This window comes from Streptomyces nigrescens (assembly GCF_027626975.1).
Lineage (GTDB): Bacteria > Actinomycetota > Actinomycetes > Streptomycetales > Streptomycetaceae > Streptomyces > Streptomyces nigrescens.
The window spans coordinates 3,086,308-3,103,130 of the sequence record NZ_CP114203.1; the positions used below are offsets into that span (position 1 = coordinate 3,086,308).

Consider the following 16,823-nt stretch of genomic DNA (forward strand, 5'->3'; position numbering starts at 1 on the left):
GGAATTCAGGCCTTGTGCGTCGGGGCAGCGGCCTATATCCGCAAGACGGGGAGGAGCGCGGTGTGGTCGACGGCGGACGCGGTGTCCGTCGGTGGCCGGGCCAGCGCGTACTGCGCGGGCAGATCCGCGGCGAGCGGCCCCGGGCCGGTGGTGGCGGGGGCGAGGGGCTCACCGCGGTGCGGTGCGGGCGGCGGGGCGGATTCCTCGGGCCCCGGCGCATGCCGGTCCGAGCACCTCTTGGGCGCATGGGCGGCGGCAACGGGGGCGTCGGGGCCGAGCCGTGGGCCGCTGTGGGCGGCGGCCGGCCGCGCGGTGGCGGTGCGGTCCGCCGGGCCCGTGGCGTCCGCGGCAGCCGCGGGAGGCACGTCGGCCGCCCGCCACGCCGCTGCCGCCGTGGTCGTGGCCGTGGTCGCCCGGCCCGCCGGCCAGGCCTGGCCGCCGCCGGTCCGGCACAGCAGCGGCCCGAAGGTGACGGCGAGGAGGAGCAGCAGCGACAGCGCGGCCGACCGGCGCAGCTGGTGCATGTCCCTCCCTCTCCGTACCTGGCGCGAGCATGAACAACCCATCCTACGGATCGCCGCCACGCGAGCGGAGCACCGCAGGGCCCCGGCGCCTGTCGCGGGTCCCCAAGAGTGCGGCGCTCAGCGGTCGGCGATCCGCATCTCGAACCAGGTGGTCTTGCCGCGGGGCAGCAGATCCACGCCCCAGCGTTCGGAGAGCTTGTCGACGAGGAAGAGCCCGCGGCCGCTGAGGTCCATCTCCTGGACCGGCATCAGACACGGCAGACCGCGGGAGGGGTCGCGCACCTCGATCCTGAGCCAGCCACGGCGGCGGAGCATCCGCAGGCCGAAGGTGCGGGCGCCGGTGTGCCGTACGGCGTTGCCGACGAGCTCGGAGACGAGCAGCACGGCGTGCTCGGTGAGCTGGGGTGTCAGGGACCACTGCTTGAGGAGGACGGCGGCGGTCAGCCGGCGGGCGATACCGGCGGACTGGGGGCGCGAGGGGAGCCGGACCTCGCCGAGGGCCGGATCGCCGGCTGGTTCGGGGGCCGCGGACACCGGTCTGCGGGGTGCCGGCGCCCGGTCCCGGTCCGCGCCGGGGATGCCCCGTCGTGCGGCGGCCGGATCGCTCCGCGGCCGCGGCTGCTCCATTCCTTCGAGGCCCGCCATGCCCCCCATCATGGCCGCTACTTGACGGTCACGGGGGTGGAACCGACGGAATCCGCTGCCCGGAATCGCCGGTTCCATCCCCTCGCCGAGACATATGCCAAAGGCAGTTAAGGTTCCGGCTCGCACCGGCTGACCTGCAACGACATCCGGCAGTCGCGAGGCCGCCGGGAGTCGTCAACAAGGTTGCCTTAAGGCGCAATTAAGTTTTGCACCATTCCCCCACAAGGGGCATCACGTCCCGGCCAAACCTCAGATGTCCCGTCAACACCAGCTGTTTCAGCGGAACTTGGCCTTGCCGGGACCTTCCTCGACGAAGCTGCGCATGCCGGTCTCGCGGTCCTCGGTCGCGAACAGCCCCGCGAACCAGTTGCGTTCAATGGTGAGACCGGTGTCGATGTCCGTCTCCAGGCCCGCGTCGACGGACTCCTTCGCGGCCCGCAGCGCCAGCGCGGGGCCCGCCGCCAGCCGCGCCGCCCAGGCGTGCGCCTGCTCGTAGACCTCGGCGGCCGGCACCACCCGGTCGACCAGACCGAGGGTGAGCGCCTCGTCGGCCTTCACCTGACGGCCGGTGAAGATCAGGTCCTTGGCCTTGGACGGACCCACCAGCCGCGCCAGCCGCTGGGTGCCGCCGGCGCCCGGGATGAGCCCCAGCAGGATCTCCGGCTGGCCGAGCTTGGCGTTGTCGGCCGCGATCCGGATGTCGGCGCAGAGCGCCAACTCACAGCCGCCGCCCAGCGCATAGCCCGTGATCGCGGCGACCACCGGCTTGGGGATCCGGGCCACGGCGGTGAAGGAGTCCTGCAGGGCCTTGGACCGCACGACCATCGCCGCGTGGTCCATGACCTGCATTTCCTTGATGTCCGCGCCGGCCGCGAACACCTTCTCACCGCCCCAGATGACGACGGCGCGGACGTCGTCGCGGCGGGTGGCCTCCTCGGCCAGCTCGCGCAGCCGGTCCTGGGTGGCGATGTCCAGTGCGTTCATCGGCGGACGGTCCAGGCGGATGGTGCCGACGCCGTCGGCGACCTCGAGATTCACAGTCATGCCGGAAGGTTAGTACGCGTTAACGCCGTCGGGCCCGGTGCACTCGGTCACAGTGCAGCGGGCCCGGTCGCCTTCCGGCCGCCCTACTGAGCGGCCTTCCACTTCTCCCAGGAGAGGTTCCAGTCGCTGAAGCCGTTGTCCGGCTGGATCGTTTCGTCATGCGAGTTCTTGACGACGACCACATCGCCGATGACGGAGTTGCGGAAGAACCACGCCGCCGGGGTGGACCCGTCGCCGCCACCGCGCTGGTCGAACAGGCCCACACAGCCGTGGCTGGCGTTCCGGGTGCCGAAGGCCGCGCGGCCCGACCAGTAGTTGCCGTGGATGAAGGTGCCGGACGTGCTCAGCCGCATCGCATGCGGCACGTCCTTGATGTCGTACTCCCCGCCGAAGCCGACGGTGTCCCCGTTCATCCGCGTCACGAGGTGCTTCTCGCTGATCACCATCTTGCCGTTGTACGTCTCGGTGCCCGGCGCGCCCGCGGTGATCGGGATGGTCTTGACCGTCTTCCCGTCGCGGACCACGGTCATCTTCTTCGACTTGGCGTCGACCGTGCTGACCTGGCTGCGGCCGACGGTGAACGAGACCTCCTTGGCCTGGGTGCCGTAGACACCGGGGCGGCCCTCGACGCCGTTGAGGTTGAGCTTGAGGGTGACCTTGGTGCCCGGCGCCCAGTACTTCTCGGGGCGGAAGTCGAGCCGGTCGTTGCCGAACCAGTGGCCCTCGATCGGCACCGACGGCTCGGCGCTGACCTTGATGGCGTCCTCAACGGCCGCGGGGTCCGTGATACCGCGGGTGAAGCGGATCGAGACCGGCATGCCGACGCCGACCCGCTGGCCGTTCTCGGGGCTGTACTGGCCGATGAAGGTGTTCTTGGGGACGAGTGTGGTGAAGCCGGAGTGCTCGGCGGCCTCCCGGCCCTGGCCGTCCACCGCTATCGCGTCGACGGTGTACTTCGTCGAGGCGCCCAGATGGCCGCTCGGCTTCCACACGGCGCCGTCGCCCGATATCTTCCCGTCGACCTCATTGCCCTTGCCGTCCTTGACCTTGACGGACTTGAGCCTGCCCTTCTGGGCGGTCACCTTCAGCGCGCCGCTGGTGGCGACGTCGTCCGCGCCGTCCTTGGGCGCTATCGTCACGGCCGCCTGCGAGGCGTCCTTGCCCCCGCCCGCCTTGCCGGCCTTCTTGTCGTCACCGTCATCGCCACCACACCCCGTCACCAGCAGCAGCACGGCGGCGAGCAGCACGGCGAGCGGGCCCCCGCCCTGGTGGCGCCACCGACGCCGGCGAGCCGGCACCCCCGAATTCGGCTGGACGTTCACGACTGGCCCCTTTTCCCCTCGCACGGCCCGCGGTCCCCCGCACGCGGATGCGGACAGCCGCGCGCTTGCCGTTAGATAACCACACCGCGGTGACAGTGAACTCCCCGTGAATGTCACTGTTTAGTCCCAAGTGCGGGGGTGGTGCGGGGCACTCGTTCCGGCGGGCCGCGCCCCGGATCAGCGCAGCGCGGATCCGGCCCGCCACAACTGCCACGGCATGTTCCAGCCACCGAGGCCGTTGTCCGGCGCGACCGTACGCTCCGGGGAGTTGTGCACCACCACGGTGTCGCCGACGATCGACTGGCCGAAGAACCAGCCGGCCGGGGTGTTCGGGCCGCCGCCCTTGATGTCCTTCAGCCCGACGCAGCCATGGCTGGTGTTGACGCCGCCGAAGACCTCGGGCGGCGCCCAGTAGTTGCCGTGGAGGAAGGTCCCCGACCTGGTGAGGCGCATGGCGTGCGGCACGTCCGGGATGTCGTACTCGCCGCCGAAGCCGACGGTGTCACCGTCCATCCGCGTCATCGAATGGCGCTCCAGGATCACCATCCGCCCGTTATAGGTGGGGCTCTCGGCATCGCCCGCGGTGACCGGCAGCACCGCCACGACCCGGCCGCCCCGCCGCACGGTCATGGTGTGCCGGGCGGCGTCGATGGTGCTGACCTGGTCCCGGCCCACCCGGTAGCGGACGGTTCTGCGCTGGGTCCCGTAGGCGCCCGGTGCGGCCTTCACGCCGCGCAGCCGCAGCTGCACGGTGATCTCGGTGCCCGGACGCCAGCGTTCACGGGGCCGGAAGTCCAGCCGCCGGGGGCCGAACCAGTGGGCGGCGATCTCGACGCCGGGGCGGGCGCTGACCCGGACGGCGCGTTCGACGGCCGCACGGTCGGCGATCGGGCGGTTGAAGACCATCGAGAAGATCAGGCCGGTGCCGACGGTGGCGTCGCGCTGGGGCGAGAAGTGGCCGACGAAACGGCGGGCGGGCGCGGAGGTGGTGAAGGTGGTGTGGCGCGCGGAGCGATGGCCCGCGCCGTCCAGCGCCACCGCGTCGACGGTGTACCTCGCGCCGAGTTGGAGGCGTCCGGGCGCGGGCCGCCAGGTCATGCCGTCCGGCGAGATCCGCCCGGCGACGGGCTGCTGGCCGGCCTCACCGGTCCGGCTGACCTCGACCCGCTCCAGCCGCCCCGCCGGCACTCGGACCTCGAACCGCCCGTCGGCCCGTACGCCGTGCGCGCCATTGTGCGGGACGACTCTGATCGTCTCCTCCGGGGAGCGTGGTTTGCCGCCGACGAAGGCCTCCGGGCCTCCGCAGCCGGCCAGCGCCGCCGCCCCGGTGAGCCCGGCCAGGACGACGAGGGCGACGCGGGTGCGGCGGGCCGCCCGCAGCGCCGCGCCACGGGGTGCCCGGCCCGCCGCCCGGTCCGGCAGCCGGCCCCGCACACGGGCTCGGCCGCGGCGCTTCGCTCGGTCCTCTGCTCGGTCCTGCTGATGGGCGGTCATATACCGGATTGTGACGGATAAGGCTTGCATTAGGAGGTATGCCGCGTAACGGAATGTCACGGACAGAACGGAGCGGAGCGAGGAGCCGCCCACGGGAAGCGTGAGGCAACGGCCGGTTGCGGGAAGAACAACGGGGAGGGCGGACCCCCGCACGGCCGGAACTCCCAGCGCACGTTGGGAGGCCCACCGTGCCGGGGACCCACCGCCCGACCGAGCCATGAGCCGCAGGAGGCGGGCACGTGTCGAGCGCACCCGAGCAGGAGGCAGTGGCGGACGAACCACTCGCCCCACCTGCGGACATCCGTCCCGGCAGCCCCACGCCGCTGGGAGCCCGGTACCGCACCGCCCCCGATGGCACCGCCGGCACCAACTTCGCCCTGTGGGCGGGTGGCGCCGAGGCCGTCGAGCTGTGTCTCTTCGACGACGCGGAGCGCGAGACGCGCCATGCGCTGACCGAGCTCACCCATGAGATCTGGCACGGCTTCCTGCCCGGAGTCCGCCCCGGGCAGCGCTACGGCTTCCGGGTGCACGGCCGCTGGGACCCCTGGTCCGGCGCCCGCTGGAATCCGGCGAAGCTGCTGCTCGACCCGTACGCCAGAGCAGTGGACGGCGACTTCGGCACACGGACGGAAGCGACCGGCTCCGGGGCCGCGCTGCCCGCCCAGCTCTACGGGCATGTCCGCGACTGGCCGCAGCAGCAGGCCGCCGACACCGTGCGCGACGACCGGGACTCCGCGCCGTACGTCCCCAAAGGCGTCGTGGTCGGTGACGACACCGGGGACGAGGGCGGCGCCGACGAATGGCGGGACGACCGCCGGCCCAAGACGCCCTGGCCGGATTCGGTGCTCTACGAGCTGCATGTGCGCGGTTTCACGATGCGTCACCCCGGTATCCCGGAGCGGCTGCGCGGCACGTATGCCGGGCTGGCGCACCCGGCGGCGCTGGAGCACCTCGTACGGCTCGGTGTCACCGCCGTCGAGCTGCTGCCGGTCCACCAGTTCGCGCACGAGGACCATCTGGTGCGCCGGGGGCTGCGCAACTACTGGGGCTACAACTCCATCGGCTACTTCGCGCCACACGCCGGATACGCCGCCACCGGTACCCGGGGGCAGCAGGTCGGCGAGTTCAAGCGGATGGTGCGGGCGCTGCACGACGCCGGTATCGAGGTGATCCTCGACGTCGTCTACAACCACACCGCGGAGGCCGGTGAACTGGGCCCGACGCTCTCCCTGCGGGGCATCGACAACCGCGGCTACTACCGTCTGGCCGGCGACGCCCGCCGCTATGCCGACTACACCGGCTGCGGCAACACCCTGCATGTCGTCCAGCCCCATGTGCTGCGGCTGATCACCGATTCGCTGCGCTACTGGGTCACCGAAATGGGCGTGGACGGCTTCCGCTTCGACCTGGCGGCCGCGCTGGCCCGCTCCATGCACGACGTCGACATGCTCTCCCCGTTCCTCGCCGTGATCGCCCAGGACCCGGTGCTGCGCCGGGTCAAGCTGATCGCCGAGCCCTGGGACGTGGGCAACGGCGGCTACCAGGTCGGCGCCTTCCCCCCGTTGTGGACGGAGTGGAACGACCGCTACCGCGACACCGTCCGGGACTTCTGGCGCGGCGCCCAGCACGATGTGCGCGATCTGGGCTACCGCCTCTCCGGATCGAGCGACCTCTACGCCTGGGGCGGCCGCCGCCCGTACGCCTCGGTCAACTTCATCACCGCACACGACGGCTTCACCCTGCGCGACCTGGTCACCTACGAGCACAAGCGCAACGCCGACAACGGCGAGGGCAACCGCGACGGCACCCACGACAACCGGTCCTGGAACTGCGGCGCCGAGGGCGAGACCGACGACCCGGCCATCACCGCACTGCGCCACCGCCAGCTGCGCAACCTCCTGACCACCCTGCTGCTGTCGACGGGCGTGCCGATGCTGGTCGCCGGCGACGAGATGGGCCGCACCCAGCACGGCAACAACAACGCCTACTGCCAGGACAACGCGACCAGTTGGCTCGACTGGTCGCTCCTGGACGACCCGCAGTGGCGCCCGCTGGCCGGTCTCGTCGCCCGTCTCATCGCCCTGCGCCGCGCCCACCCGGTCCTGCGCCGCCGGGCGTTCTTCTCCGGCCGGCCGCAGCAGCAGGGCGGTCTGCGCGACCTCGCCTGGTTCACCGCGGACGGGACGGAGATGACCGAACAGGACTGGTACACCCCGGGAGCCACACTGGGCATGTACCTCTCCGGGAACGACATCTCCCAGCGCGACGCCCGGGGCATCCGGATCGTCGACGACAGCTTCCTCGCCGTGCTCCATGCCGCCGCCCAGCCACGGCCGTTCACCCTCCCCGGGCCGCCCTGGGCCGGTGGCTACGAACTCCTCGTCGACACCGCGCGGGAGGACCAGCCGGGGGCGGCGGAGCCGCCGTACGCGGCGGGCGGCCCGATCACGCTTGCCGGGAGGTCGGTGACGCTCTTCCGGGCGGTGCCGGGCTGAGGCGTACGCCTCGACGTGAGGCGTACGCCTCGACGGCACGGGGCGGGGCGGGGCGGCGCGGGGCCTGGCGGGGCGAGACGGCGCGGGGCGGGGCGGGGCGGGGCCGTCGGCCGAAATCCGCATGAGCGTTGTCAGTGCCGCGCCTTACGCTCGCGAGTGATGGCCGATACCGCGCAGACGACGACCCGTACCGACCCGACCGACTTACCCCAACGCTCCGCCGTGCGCTCGCTGTTGCGCCTGTGGCCGTTCGCCCGGCCCGTGCGGGCGCGGCTGTTCACGGCCGCGTTCGTGGCGGTGCTCGCCTCGTGCGTCAGCCTGGTCATTCCGCTGGTGCTCAAGTGGCTGGTGGACGGGCCCGTGGCGGAGCGCGATCCGGGCGGGGCGTGGCTCGGCGGCGCGTATCTCCTGCTGCTCGGGCTTGCGGAGGCGCTGCTGTTCGGGCTGCGGCGGTGGCTGGTGGCGCGTCCGCTGGCCGGGGTCGAGGCGGCGATGCGCGAGGCGCTGTACCGCCATGTGCAGCGTCTTCCGGTCTCGTTCCACGACCGCTGGTCGTCGGGCCAGTTGCTGTCGCGCGGCACGACCGATCTGCAGCTGCTGCGGATGTTCCTCGCCTTCCCGCTGACCTTTCTGCTGGTCAACGGCGTCACCATCCTGGTGGGCGGGGTGCTCCTGCTGGCCCAGCGGTGGTCGCTGGGGCTGGTGCTGCTGGCGCCGGTGCTGCCGCTGATGGTGCTGTGCTCGGTCTTCGAGGCGAAGTACGGACGCGCGGCGCGACGGACCCAGGACCAGCTCGGCGACCTGACGACGGTGGTCGAGGAGTCGGTGCTCGGCATCCGCATCATCAAGGGCTTCGGGCGCCATCGCAGCCAGGCCGACGCCTTCCGGAAGCTGACCCGCGCGCTGCGTACGTCCGAGCTCCGCAAGGCGCGGCTGCTGGCGTGGATCTGGGGGTGCAACACCACCCTGCCGGAGCTCGCGATCGGCGCGGCGCTGGTGCTCGGCACGCTCCAGGTGGCCGACGGCGCGCTGTCCGCGGGCACCCTCGTCGCCTTCCTGTCCACCGCCCTGGCGCTGCGCTGGCCGGTGGAGTCGATCGGCTTCCTGCTGGCCATGAGCAACGAGGCGGCGACGGCCACCGACCGGTACTTCGAGGTCCTGGACGAACCGGCCGTGGACGCACCGGCCCGGGCGGCCGTGGCCGTGGACGCAGCGGCCACAGACACACCGGCGCAGGACGCAACGGCCGCGGACGCCCCCGCCCGGGCCGCACCGGCTCCCCCCGGCCTGGTCTTCTCCGGTGTGCAGTTCCGCTACCCCGACGCGCCGCCGGACTCCCCGCCGCTGCTCCGGGACATCACCCTGCACATCCGGCCCGGCGAGACGATGGCCCTGGTCGGGGCGACGGGCAGCGGGAAGACCACACTCACCGCGCTGGTGCCGCGGCTGTACGACCCCACCGCGGGCCGGATCAGCCTCGACGGGCGCGATCTGGCGACCCTCGGCCGGGAGGAGGTCCGTGCGCTGGTCGCGGTGGCCTTCGAGGAACCGACGCTCTTCTCGGCGACCGCCGCGGAGAACGTCCTGATGGGCGGGGAGGATGCCCAGGAGAGCGATTTCCGGCGGGCGTTGGAGGTGGCGCAGGCCGACGGCTTCGTCGACGCCCTCCCCGAGGGCGGTGCCACCCAGGTCGGCGAGCAGGGCCTGAGCCTGTCCGGCGGACAGCGGCAACGGCTCGCCCTGGCCCGTGCCGTGGTCGGCCGGCCGCGCTTCCTGATCCTCGACGATCCGCTGTCCGCCCTCGATGTGCACACCGAAGCGCTGGTGGAGGCGGCGCTGCGCCAGGTCCTGGCGACCACCACCGCGCTGGTCGTCGCCCACCGGCCGTCCACGGTCCTGCTCGCCGACCGGGTGGCTCTGCTGTCCGGCGGCCGGATCACCGCCGTCGGTACCCACCACGCACTGCTCCGGGACCACCCCGAGTACGCCACGCTGATGTCCGGCGAGGGAGAGGGCGCCCGATGACCACCACCACGACCGGCCGCCCGTCCGACGGCCCCGAGGACCACCCCGGCGCCCGGCCGCGGCCCGCGCCGCACCCCCCGGAGTCCGGGGACCCCGCCCCCGACGCGTTCGCCCAGGATGCCCTGCCCGCCCCCAAGGGCGCCTCGCGCTCCCTCCTCGCGTCCCTGCTGGCCCCGCACCGGCGCCGCGTCGGTGCGGTGGCCGTGTTGCTGCTGCTCCAGCAGGCCGCCGTGCAGGCCGGTCCGCTGCTGGTCGCCTATGCGCTCGACCGCGCGGTGCCGGCGCTGCGGGCCGGCGACCACGGGCCGCTGCTCGCCGTGGCGGTGGCCGGGGTGCTCTGTGCGGTGCTGTCCGGCGGGCTGCAGTTCGGCTTCATCGAGCTCGCCGCACGCGTCAGCCAGGACGTGCTGCTCGACCTGCGCGGCCGGATCTTCCGGCACGGGCAGGCGCTGAGCCTGGACTTCCACGAGCGCTATACGTCCGGCCGGCTGATCTCCCGGGTCACCACGGACGTGGAGTCGCTGCGCGAACTCCTCGACGAGGGGCTGCAGGAGCTCATCACGATCGTCCTCTCGACGGTCTACATCACCGTGACCCTGGTCTGGCTGGACTGGGGCCTGGGCACCGCCGCCCTCGCCTCCGCCGGGCCGCTCGCCCTTCTCGTACGCTCCTTCCGGCGCCGTTCACACCAGGTCTACAGCGCGAAGTCCACGGCGATGGCGGCCGTCATCGTGAAGTTCACCGAGACCCTCAACGGCATCCGCCCGGTGCAGGCGTTCCGTCGCGAGCGCCCCAACGACGCCGCCTTCGCCCGGCTGAACCACCGCCACGAGCGCATCAACGGCGACACCCTCCTGGAGATGGCGCGCTATGTCGTCGCCTCCCGGCTGGTGGCCAATATCGCGGTCGCCGCGATCGTCCTGTGGGGCGCCTACCGGGTGGCCACGGGAGGTCTGGCGCTCGGCGTCCTCGCCGCCGCGGTGCTCTATCTGCGCCGGCTGTACGACCCCATCGACCGGCTCGGGATGTTCCTCAACTCCTATGAGTCCGCGGCCGCTTCCCTCCAGAAGATCGCCGGACTGCTCGCCCGGCGCCCCGGTGTCCCGGAGCCGGCCGTATCCGCCGCGCTGCCGCCCGTCGCGGGCGGCCGGCCGGGCCGCGAGGTCACCTTCCGCGACGTCCGCTTCGCCTACCGCACCGGCGGCGAGGTGCTGCCCCGCTTCGATCTGACCCTCGCGGCCGGGACGACCGTGGCCGTGGTGGGCGCCACCGGCGCCGGCAAGTCGACCCTCGCCAAGCTCCTGGCCCGCTTCTACGACCCCACCGAGGGCCAGGTGCTGCTCGACGGGGTCGATCTGCGCGAGCTGTCCACGGCCGTCCTGCGCCGTGGTGTCGTCATGGTCACCCAGGAAGCGTTCCTGTTCTCCGGCACGGTCGCCGACAACATCGCCCTGGGCCGCCCGGACGCCACACGCGCTCAGATCGAAGGCGCCGCGAAGGCCATCGGCGCCCATGACTTCATCACCGCCCTGCCGGACGGCTACGACACCGATGTCCGTAAGCGCGGCGGCCGCATCTCCGCAGGCCAGCGCCAACTGGTGGGCTTCGCCCGGGCGTTGCTCGCCGACCCGGCCGTTCTCCTCCTCGACGAGGCCACCAGCTCCCTGGACATACCCGGCGAACGGGCGGTACAGCGCGCCATGGACACTGTCCTGGAGGGCCGTACGGCCCTGGTGATCGCCCACCGCCTCTCGACCGTCAACGTCGCCGACCGGGTGCTGGTCATGGCCGACGGCCGGATCGTCGAGGACGGCCCGCCGGACGAACTCATCGCCCGCCGGGGCCGGTTCGCGCAGCTGCATCAGGCGTGGCGGGACAGCGTGGGGTAGGGCGGACGACGCCGCAGCGGCGGTCGCCCACCTCGCGTCAGTCGACGCGGCGTGTGTCACCGACATCCCCGTCGATGGCGCGGTGCTGATCGCCACCACGGAACTGCACAAGGCATTGCGGGGCGGCTGAGGGGTGTTCAGTCGCCCGGTTGCGCGAAGACAAGCGCAACTCCGCTGGCTGTGACCATACTTGACGGTACGTACAGAGAGTTCCGCCTGACCGGGACCGACGGGGGAGCCGCATGGAGCCGACTGGTTTAGCAGCGCTGGCGATGCAGTTCGTCACGGGCATGGCGTCGGCCGCGGGCAGCGCTGCGGCGACGGAGGTCTCGGGGCTGGTGCGGAACAGGCTGAGCAGCAGCCAGGACGGGGATGCGGCGCTGACCGCGCTGGATGAGGAACCGGCGGCTGACGCGCGGCAGGCGGCGGTGGAGAGCGCACTGGCGGCGGCACTGGGCGACGATCGGGAGTTCGCCCTCCGACTGACGCGGGCCGTGCTTGCCGCGACCGCCGCGAGCCCGCCCCAGGTGCCGTCGGGACCGGTCACCCAGATCAATCATGGATCAGCGAGTGGCAGCGGCAGCCTGATCAACTTCCTGGTCCACGGGGATGTGAACGGCGGCACCATCCAAGTGGGGCCAGTGAGCGCCCCGGCCACACCCGGTACCCGCCGGGCACTGCTCGCCGTGGCGGTGGTGCTGCTCCTGATGGTGGGCCTTGGGGTCTACGGGGCCACGCATCTGATAGGGGGCCGGCCCTCAGCACCCGCCGTCGAGGGGGCGAACGGCCGGCCCGCCGATCAGCCCGACCGCCGACTGGCGAGCGAGGATGCCGTCATGGGGGTGTTGCCGGACCTGGGTGACCTGCCCACAGGGTGGACGGCGGACCGGCCGAAAAAGACCTTGGACCGTAGCAAGGACCTGCCGGACGAGTTGCGGCTCGGTGAGGTGCAGTACCTCTCGCCGGGCGGCGGGGACAGCGTGCTGTTCACCGTCACCTCGCACTCCGACGAGGACGCGGCCCAGCATGACGTCGACTATATGCAGCGGCACTGGACCGACAAGCTCGGCGGGAGCGTGGTGGACCTGCCGCAGATCGGGTCCGGGAGCGCTGCCGTACGTACGCGCAAGGACGATGTGGTCAACCTATTCGTGATCTTCAAGTCGGGGCCGGTCACCGGCCTGATCAGGTTCGCCGGCCGCCGGCCCTCGTCGACGTACGAGAACGCCGTGGGCAATGCCGTCCAGCCACTGCTGGAACGCATCACGCAGGCGCAGCGGGGCGACCGGCCCACGGCGAGGTTCACCACCCTGAGCCTGACCTGAAGGGCGGACCACACATGGCTGATGAATCCCCGTTAGAGAAACCGCAGCCCCGAGACAATCAATAACCCAACGTGGCCGACCTGTCCTTGAAGGAACATCCGATTGCTCGACATCCGCCGACAGACCGACTGCTCACCGAGCCCGGATCCCAACGTTTGCCCAGGAAGCGGTGCGCACGAAGTTGCGGACGCCACAGACGACGCGAGGGGGCGGGATGACCACGACCGCAAGGGGACCGGGGATCCCCGACCACCGCGGTCCCGGATGGTATGTGTGGTGGCTGGTGACCAGCCAGCGGGGGCGGGTGGCGGCGGGTGCCTCGTACGGGAGCCTGTGGATGGTGGGGCTGATGCTGCCGCCCTATGTGCTGTCGCGGGCCATCGACGAGGGGCTGGTACCGGGCCGGATGCCGGTGCTGACCGGCTGGGTGGCGGTGCTGCTCGGGGTCGGGGTGGCGAACGCCTGGCTGGCGGTCATGCGGCACCGCACCATGACCAGGATCCGTATGGACGCCACCTTCCGCACCGTGCGGGTCCTCGTGGCGCACACCCTGCGGCTGGGGGCGGCGCTGCCCCACAAGACGACGGCCGGGGAGGTCGTCACGATCGGGATCGGCGATGTCGCGGTGATCAGCCAGACGCTGACGATGACCGGGCCCGGGGTCGGCGCGGTGCTGGCGTACGGGGTCGTCGCCGTCCTGCTGCTGTCCGTCTCGCCGCTGCTGGCCACAGTGGTGCTGCTGGGTGTGCCGCTGCTCGCGGTGCTGGTCGGGCCGTTGCTGGGGCGGCTGCAGGGGGCCGAGACGCGCTACCGCGAGCGGCAGAGCGGGCTGGCGGCCCGGCTGACGGACCTGGTCGGCGGGCTGCGGGTGCTCAACGGCCTGGGCGGCAAGGAGGTGTTCGCCGACCGCTATCGGCGCGATTCGCGGGCGCTGCGGAGCGAGGGCTACCGGGTCGGTTCGGTAACGAGCTGGGTGCAGGCCCTCGGGGTCGGCCTGCCGACGCTGTTCCTGGCCGCGGTGACCTGGCTCGCGGCCAGGATGGCGGCCCAAGGGACGATCAGCGTCGGCGAGTTGGTGGCGGTCTACGGTTACGCGGCGGCGCTGGTGGTGCCCGTGTCGTTCTTCATCGAGGGCGGCTACGACCTCACCCGCGGGCTGGTCGCCGCCCGCCGGGTCGTCCGGTTCCTGCGGCTGGAGCCGGATGCCGCGGACGGCCCCGGGGACCCGGCCGGGGACGCCCCCGAGGCCGCGTCCGCGCTGCGTGATCCGGCGTCGGGCGTCGAGGTGGTGCCCGGGCTGCTGACCGCGCTGGCCGCCGCCCGGCCGGCCGAGTCGGCGGCGGTGGTCGACCGCCTCGGCCGGTTCGCGGATTCGGCCGCGACCTGGGGCGCGGTCCGGCTCGACGCGATCGCGCTGTCGCAGGTCCGCGACCGGATCGTGGTCGCCGACAACGAGGCCGAGCTGTTCGCCGGGACGCTGCGCGAGGTGGTGGGCGGGCGCCGGGACCGGACCGAGGAGGCGATCGGCCGCGCCGTCCGTACGGCCCTGGCCGAGGACATCGTCCGCGGTCTGCCGGACGGGCTCGACTCGGCGGTCGAGGCGCAGGGCCGCAATCTCTCCGGCGGGCAGCGGCAGCGGCTGCGCCTGGTGCGGGCACTGCTGGCCGACCCCGAGGTACTGCTCGCGGTGGAACCGACCTCGGCGGTCGACGCGCACACCGAGGCCGGTATCGCGGCCCGGCTGCACCACGCGCGGGCCGGCCGTACGACCGTCGTCACCAGCACCTCACCCCTGCTGCTCGACCGGGCCGACCGGGTGTATTTCCTCGTCGACGGCCGGGCCGTCGCCGTCGGCAGCCATCGTCAACTCCTGGACGAACAGCCCGGATACCGCCGTCTGGTGTCCCGCGGCGAGGACGGGGACGGCGCGGACGACGGCACGGGGCCCCGGCCCGCGGGGATGGCCGAGGCGCCCGTGACGCAGGAGGACGCACGATGACGGCGGCCGCCGCCCGTCCCGGGCGGTCCGAGGACGCCCCGCCGGACGGTGCGGCGCTGCCGGTGGCCGGTCCGGCCGCGACCCGGCGGGCGGCGCTCCGGCTGATCCGACGGGACGGCCGGGCCTTCGCCCTGATGCTCGCGCTGAACGCCCTGGCGGCCGGCGCCGGTCTGGCCGGCCCCTGGCTGCTCGGCCGGATCGTGGACACGGTGCGGGCCGGCGGCGGGGTGCGCACGGTGGACCGGCTGACGCTGGTCATCCTGGCGTGCGGGCTGGCTCAGCTGCTGCTGGCGCGCTATGCCCGGTACGTCGGGCACCGCTTCGGTGAGCGGACCGTGGCGCGGGTCCGCGAGCAGTATGTGGACCGGGCGCTCGCGCTGCCGGCCGCGGTCGTGGAGCGGGCAGGTACCGGTGATCTGACGGCCCGCGGTACGTCGGACGTCACCTCGGTCGCCCGGACGCTGCGGGACGCCGTGCCGGAGGTGTGTGTCGCCGCGGCGCAGGCGCTGTTCCTGCTGGGTGCGGTGGTGGTGCTCGATCCGCTGCTCGGTCTGTGCGGGCTGGGGGTGCTCAGCGGTGTGTTCGTGGTCCGGTGGTATCTGCGCCGGGCGCACGGCGCGTATCTGGCGGAGGGCGCGGCGACCTCGGCGCTCGCGGAGCTGCTGGCGGCCACCGCCGCGGGCGCCCGGACCGTCGAGGCGCTGGGGCTCCAGGAGCGCCGGACGGCGGCGGGCGAGGAGGCGGTCGAGCGGTGCCGCCGCACCCGCACCCGCACGCTGTTCCTGCGCAGTGTGCTGCTGCCCGCCGTGGATGTCGCGTATGTCTTCCCGGTGGCCGGTGTCCTGCTGGCCGGCGGGGCGCTGCACGGGCGGGGCGGGATCAGCCTGGGCGTGGTGATCGCCGCGGCGCTGTATCTGCGGCAGCTGTCCGACCCGTTGGCGACGGTCCTGTTCTGGGCGGAGCAACTGCAGAGCAGCGGCGCCGCGTTCGCCCGCGTCGAGGGGCTGGGCCAGGCCCCGCGGGCCCCGCGGACCGTCCCCGCGCCCCTCCTGCCCCGTCCCTCCCCGGAGGCCTCCCCCGCCCCCGCCACACCCGTCGACGACCGCATCGATGTCACCGGCGTCCACTACGCCTACGGGGACGGCGGCCGGAGCCCCGCCGCGCACCGCGACGTCCTGCACGGAGTGGACCTGTCCGTCCGCCCCGGCGAACGCCTCGCCCTGGTCGGCCCCTCCGGCGCCGGCAAGTCCACCCTGGGGCGGCTGCTGGCCGGGGTCGATGCGCCACACCGTGGCTCGGTGACGGTCGGGCGGGTGCCGATCGCCGCGCTGGACCCGGCGGTGCTGCGCCGTCAGGTCGTCCTCGTCACCCAGGAGCACCATGTGTTCCTGGGCACGCTCCGGGACAATCTGCAGATCGCCGCGCCCGAGGCCAAGGACGCCGCGCTGTATGCCGCGCTGGCCGCCGTGGGGGCCGACTGGGCCGCGGAGCTGCCGGCCGGCCTGGATACCGAGCTGGGCGCCGGCGGCCACCGCCCCGACGGCTCGCAGTCCCAGCAACTGGCCCTGGCCCGGGTGGTGCTGGCGGATCCGCACACGGTGATCCTGGACGAGGCGACCGCGCTGCTCGACCCGCGGACGGCCCGGCACACCGAGCGCGCCCTGGCCGCCGTCCTGAAGGGCCGTACGGTCATCGCCATCGCGCACCGTCTGCACACCGCGCACGACGCGGACCGGGTGGCCGTCATGGAGGAGGGCCGGCTGACCGAACTCGGCACACATGACGAGCTGGTGGCGGCGCGGGGGGCCTACGCCGCCCTGTGGCACTCCTGGCACAGCCAGGGGCCGTCCTAGGGCGCGCACAGCCCTTGGGAAGCGTCAGACGGATCTGCGCGGCCGTGTACGGCGGGCCGGCCCCGGCCGCCCGCCGTGCCGGGTCGTGATCCGGACAGCTGTGAACTGCTGTCCGGGCGGTTTCCGGCGGCGGGAGGGGGCGGGGACCGTTCCTGCCGCCGATCACGGGCCGTCCGGCTTCCGGACACCGATTTCGCGCAACGGACGG

At 73.0% G+C, this 16,823-nt stretch carries 11 protein-coding genes; 6 read left to right on the forward strand and 5 right to left on the reverse strand.

The genetic code is table 11. From position 1 onward, the window contains the following. Positions 1-32 precede the first annotated feature (32 nt). From STRNI_RS13835 to STRNI_RS13855, 5 genes are all read right to left on the reverse strand, one after another. A complete protein-coding gene (locus STRNI_RS13835; protein WP_266444742.1) occupies positions 33-524 on the reverse strand; it encodes a hypothetical protein in 492 nt (163 codons plus the stop codon). A gap of 117 nt (positions 525-641) precedes the next feature. Then, positions 642-1,169 (reverse strand): ATP-binding protein, encoded by a 528-nt coding sequence (locus tag STRNI_RS13840; protein ID WP_371874811.1) that lies wholly within the window; start codon positions 1,167-1,169, stop codon positions 642-644. Positions 1,170-1,445: 276 nt separating this feature from the next. Next, complete coding sequence (locus STRNI_RS13845) at positions 1,446-2,213, reverse strand: enoyl-CoA hydratase/isomerase family protein (RefSeq protein ID WP_026169224.1); 768 nt, start codon at positions 2,211-2,213, stop codon at positions 1,446-1,448. An 83-nt stretch (positions 2,214-2,296) separates the two neighbouring features. Continuing rightward, on the reverse strand, positions 2,297-3,535 hold the full coding sequence (locus tag STRNI_RS13850; RefSeq protein WP_229837968.1) for a L,D-transpeptidase: 1,239 nt from the start codon (positions 3,533-3,535) through the stop codon (positions 2,297-2,299). Between the two features lie 177 nt (positions 3,536-3,712). Beyond that, a complete protein-coding gene (locus STRNI_RS13855) occupies positions 3,713-5,029 on the reverse strand; it encodes a L,D-transpeptidase (protein WP_277411339.1) in 1,317 nt (438 codons plus the stop codon). Between the two features lie 239 nt (positions 5,030-5,268). Here STRNI_RS13855 and glgX point away from each other — a divergent pair, with 239 nt between their 5' ends. The 6 genes from glgX to STRNI_RS13885 all read left to right on the forward strand — a co-directional run bounded on the left by glgX (position 5,269) and on the right by STRNI_RS13885 (position 16,615). After that, on the forward strand, positions 5,269-7,524 hold the full coding sequence (gene glgX, locus STRNI_RS13860; protein WP_277411340.1) for a glycogen debranching protein GlgX: 2,256 nt from the start codon (positions 5,269-5,271) through the stop codon (positions 7,522-7,524). Between the two features lie 159 nt (positions 7,525-7,683). After that, positions 7,684-9,549, forward strand: coding sequence for an ABC transporter ATP-binding protein (locus STRNI_RS13865; protein WP_277411341.1), 1,866 nt, complete (start codon positions 7,684-7,686; stop codon positions 9,547-9,549). After that, positions 9,546-11,438, forward strand: coding sequence for an ABC transporter ATP-binding protein (locus STRNI_RS13870; protein ID WP_277411342.1), 1,893 nt, complete (start codon positions 9,546-9,548; stop codon positions 11,436-11,438). Before STRNI_RS13865 ends, STRNI_RS13870 begins: the two co-directional genes overlap by 4 nt. Before the next feature lie 242 nt (positions 11,439-11,680). After that, complete coding sequence (locus STRNI_RS13875) at positions 11,681-12,763, forward strand: hypothetical protein (RefSeq protein ID WP_277411343.1); 1,083 nt, start codon at positions 11,681-11,683, stop codon at positions 12,761-12,763. 214 nt (positions 12,764-12,977) lie between these two features. After that, positions 12,978-14,762: an ABC transporter ATP-binding protein gene (locus tag STRNI_RS13880; RefSeq protein WP_277411344.1), complete on the forward strand. Its 1,785-nt coding sequence runs from the start codon at positions 12,978-12,980 to the stop codon at positions 14,760-14,762. Continuing rightward, positions 14,759-16,615 (forward strand): ABC transporter ATP-binding protein, encoded by a 1,857-nt coding sequence (locus STRNI_RS13885; RefSeq protein ID WP_277411345.1) that lies wholly within the window; start codon positions 14,759-14,761, stop codon positions 16,613-16,615. Before STRNI_RS13880 ends, STRNI_RS13885 begins: the two co-directional genes overlap by 4 nt. The last annotated feature ends 208 nt before the right edge of the window (positions 16,616-16,823 follow it).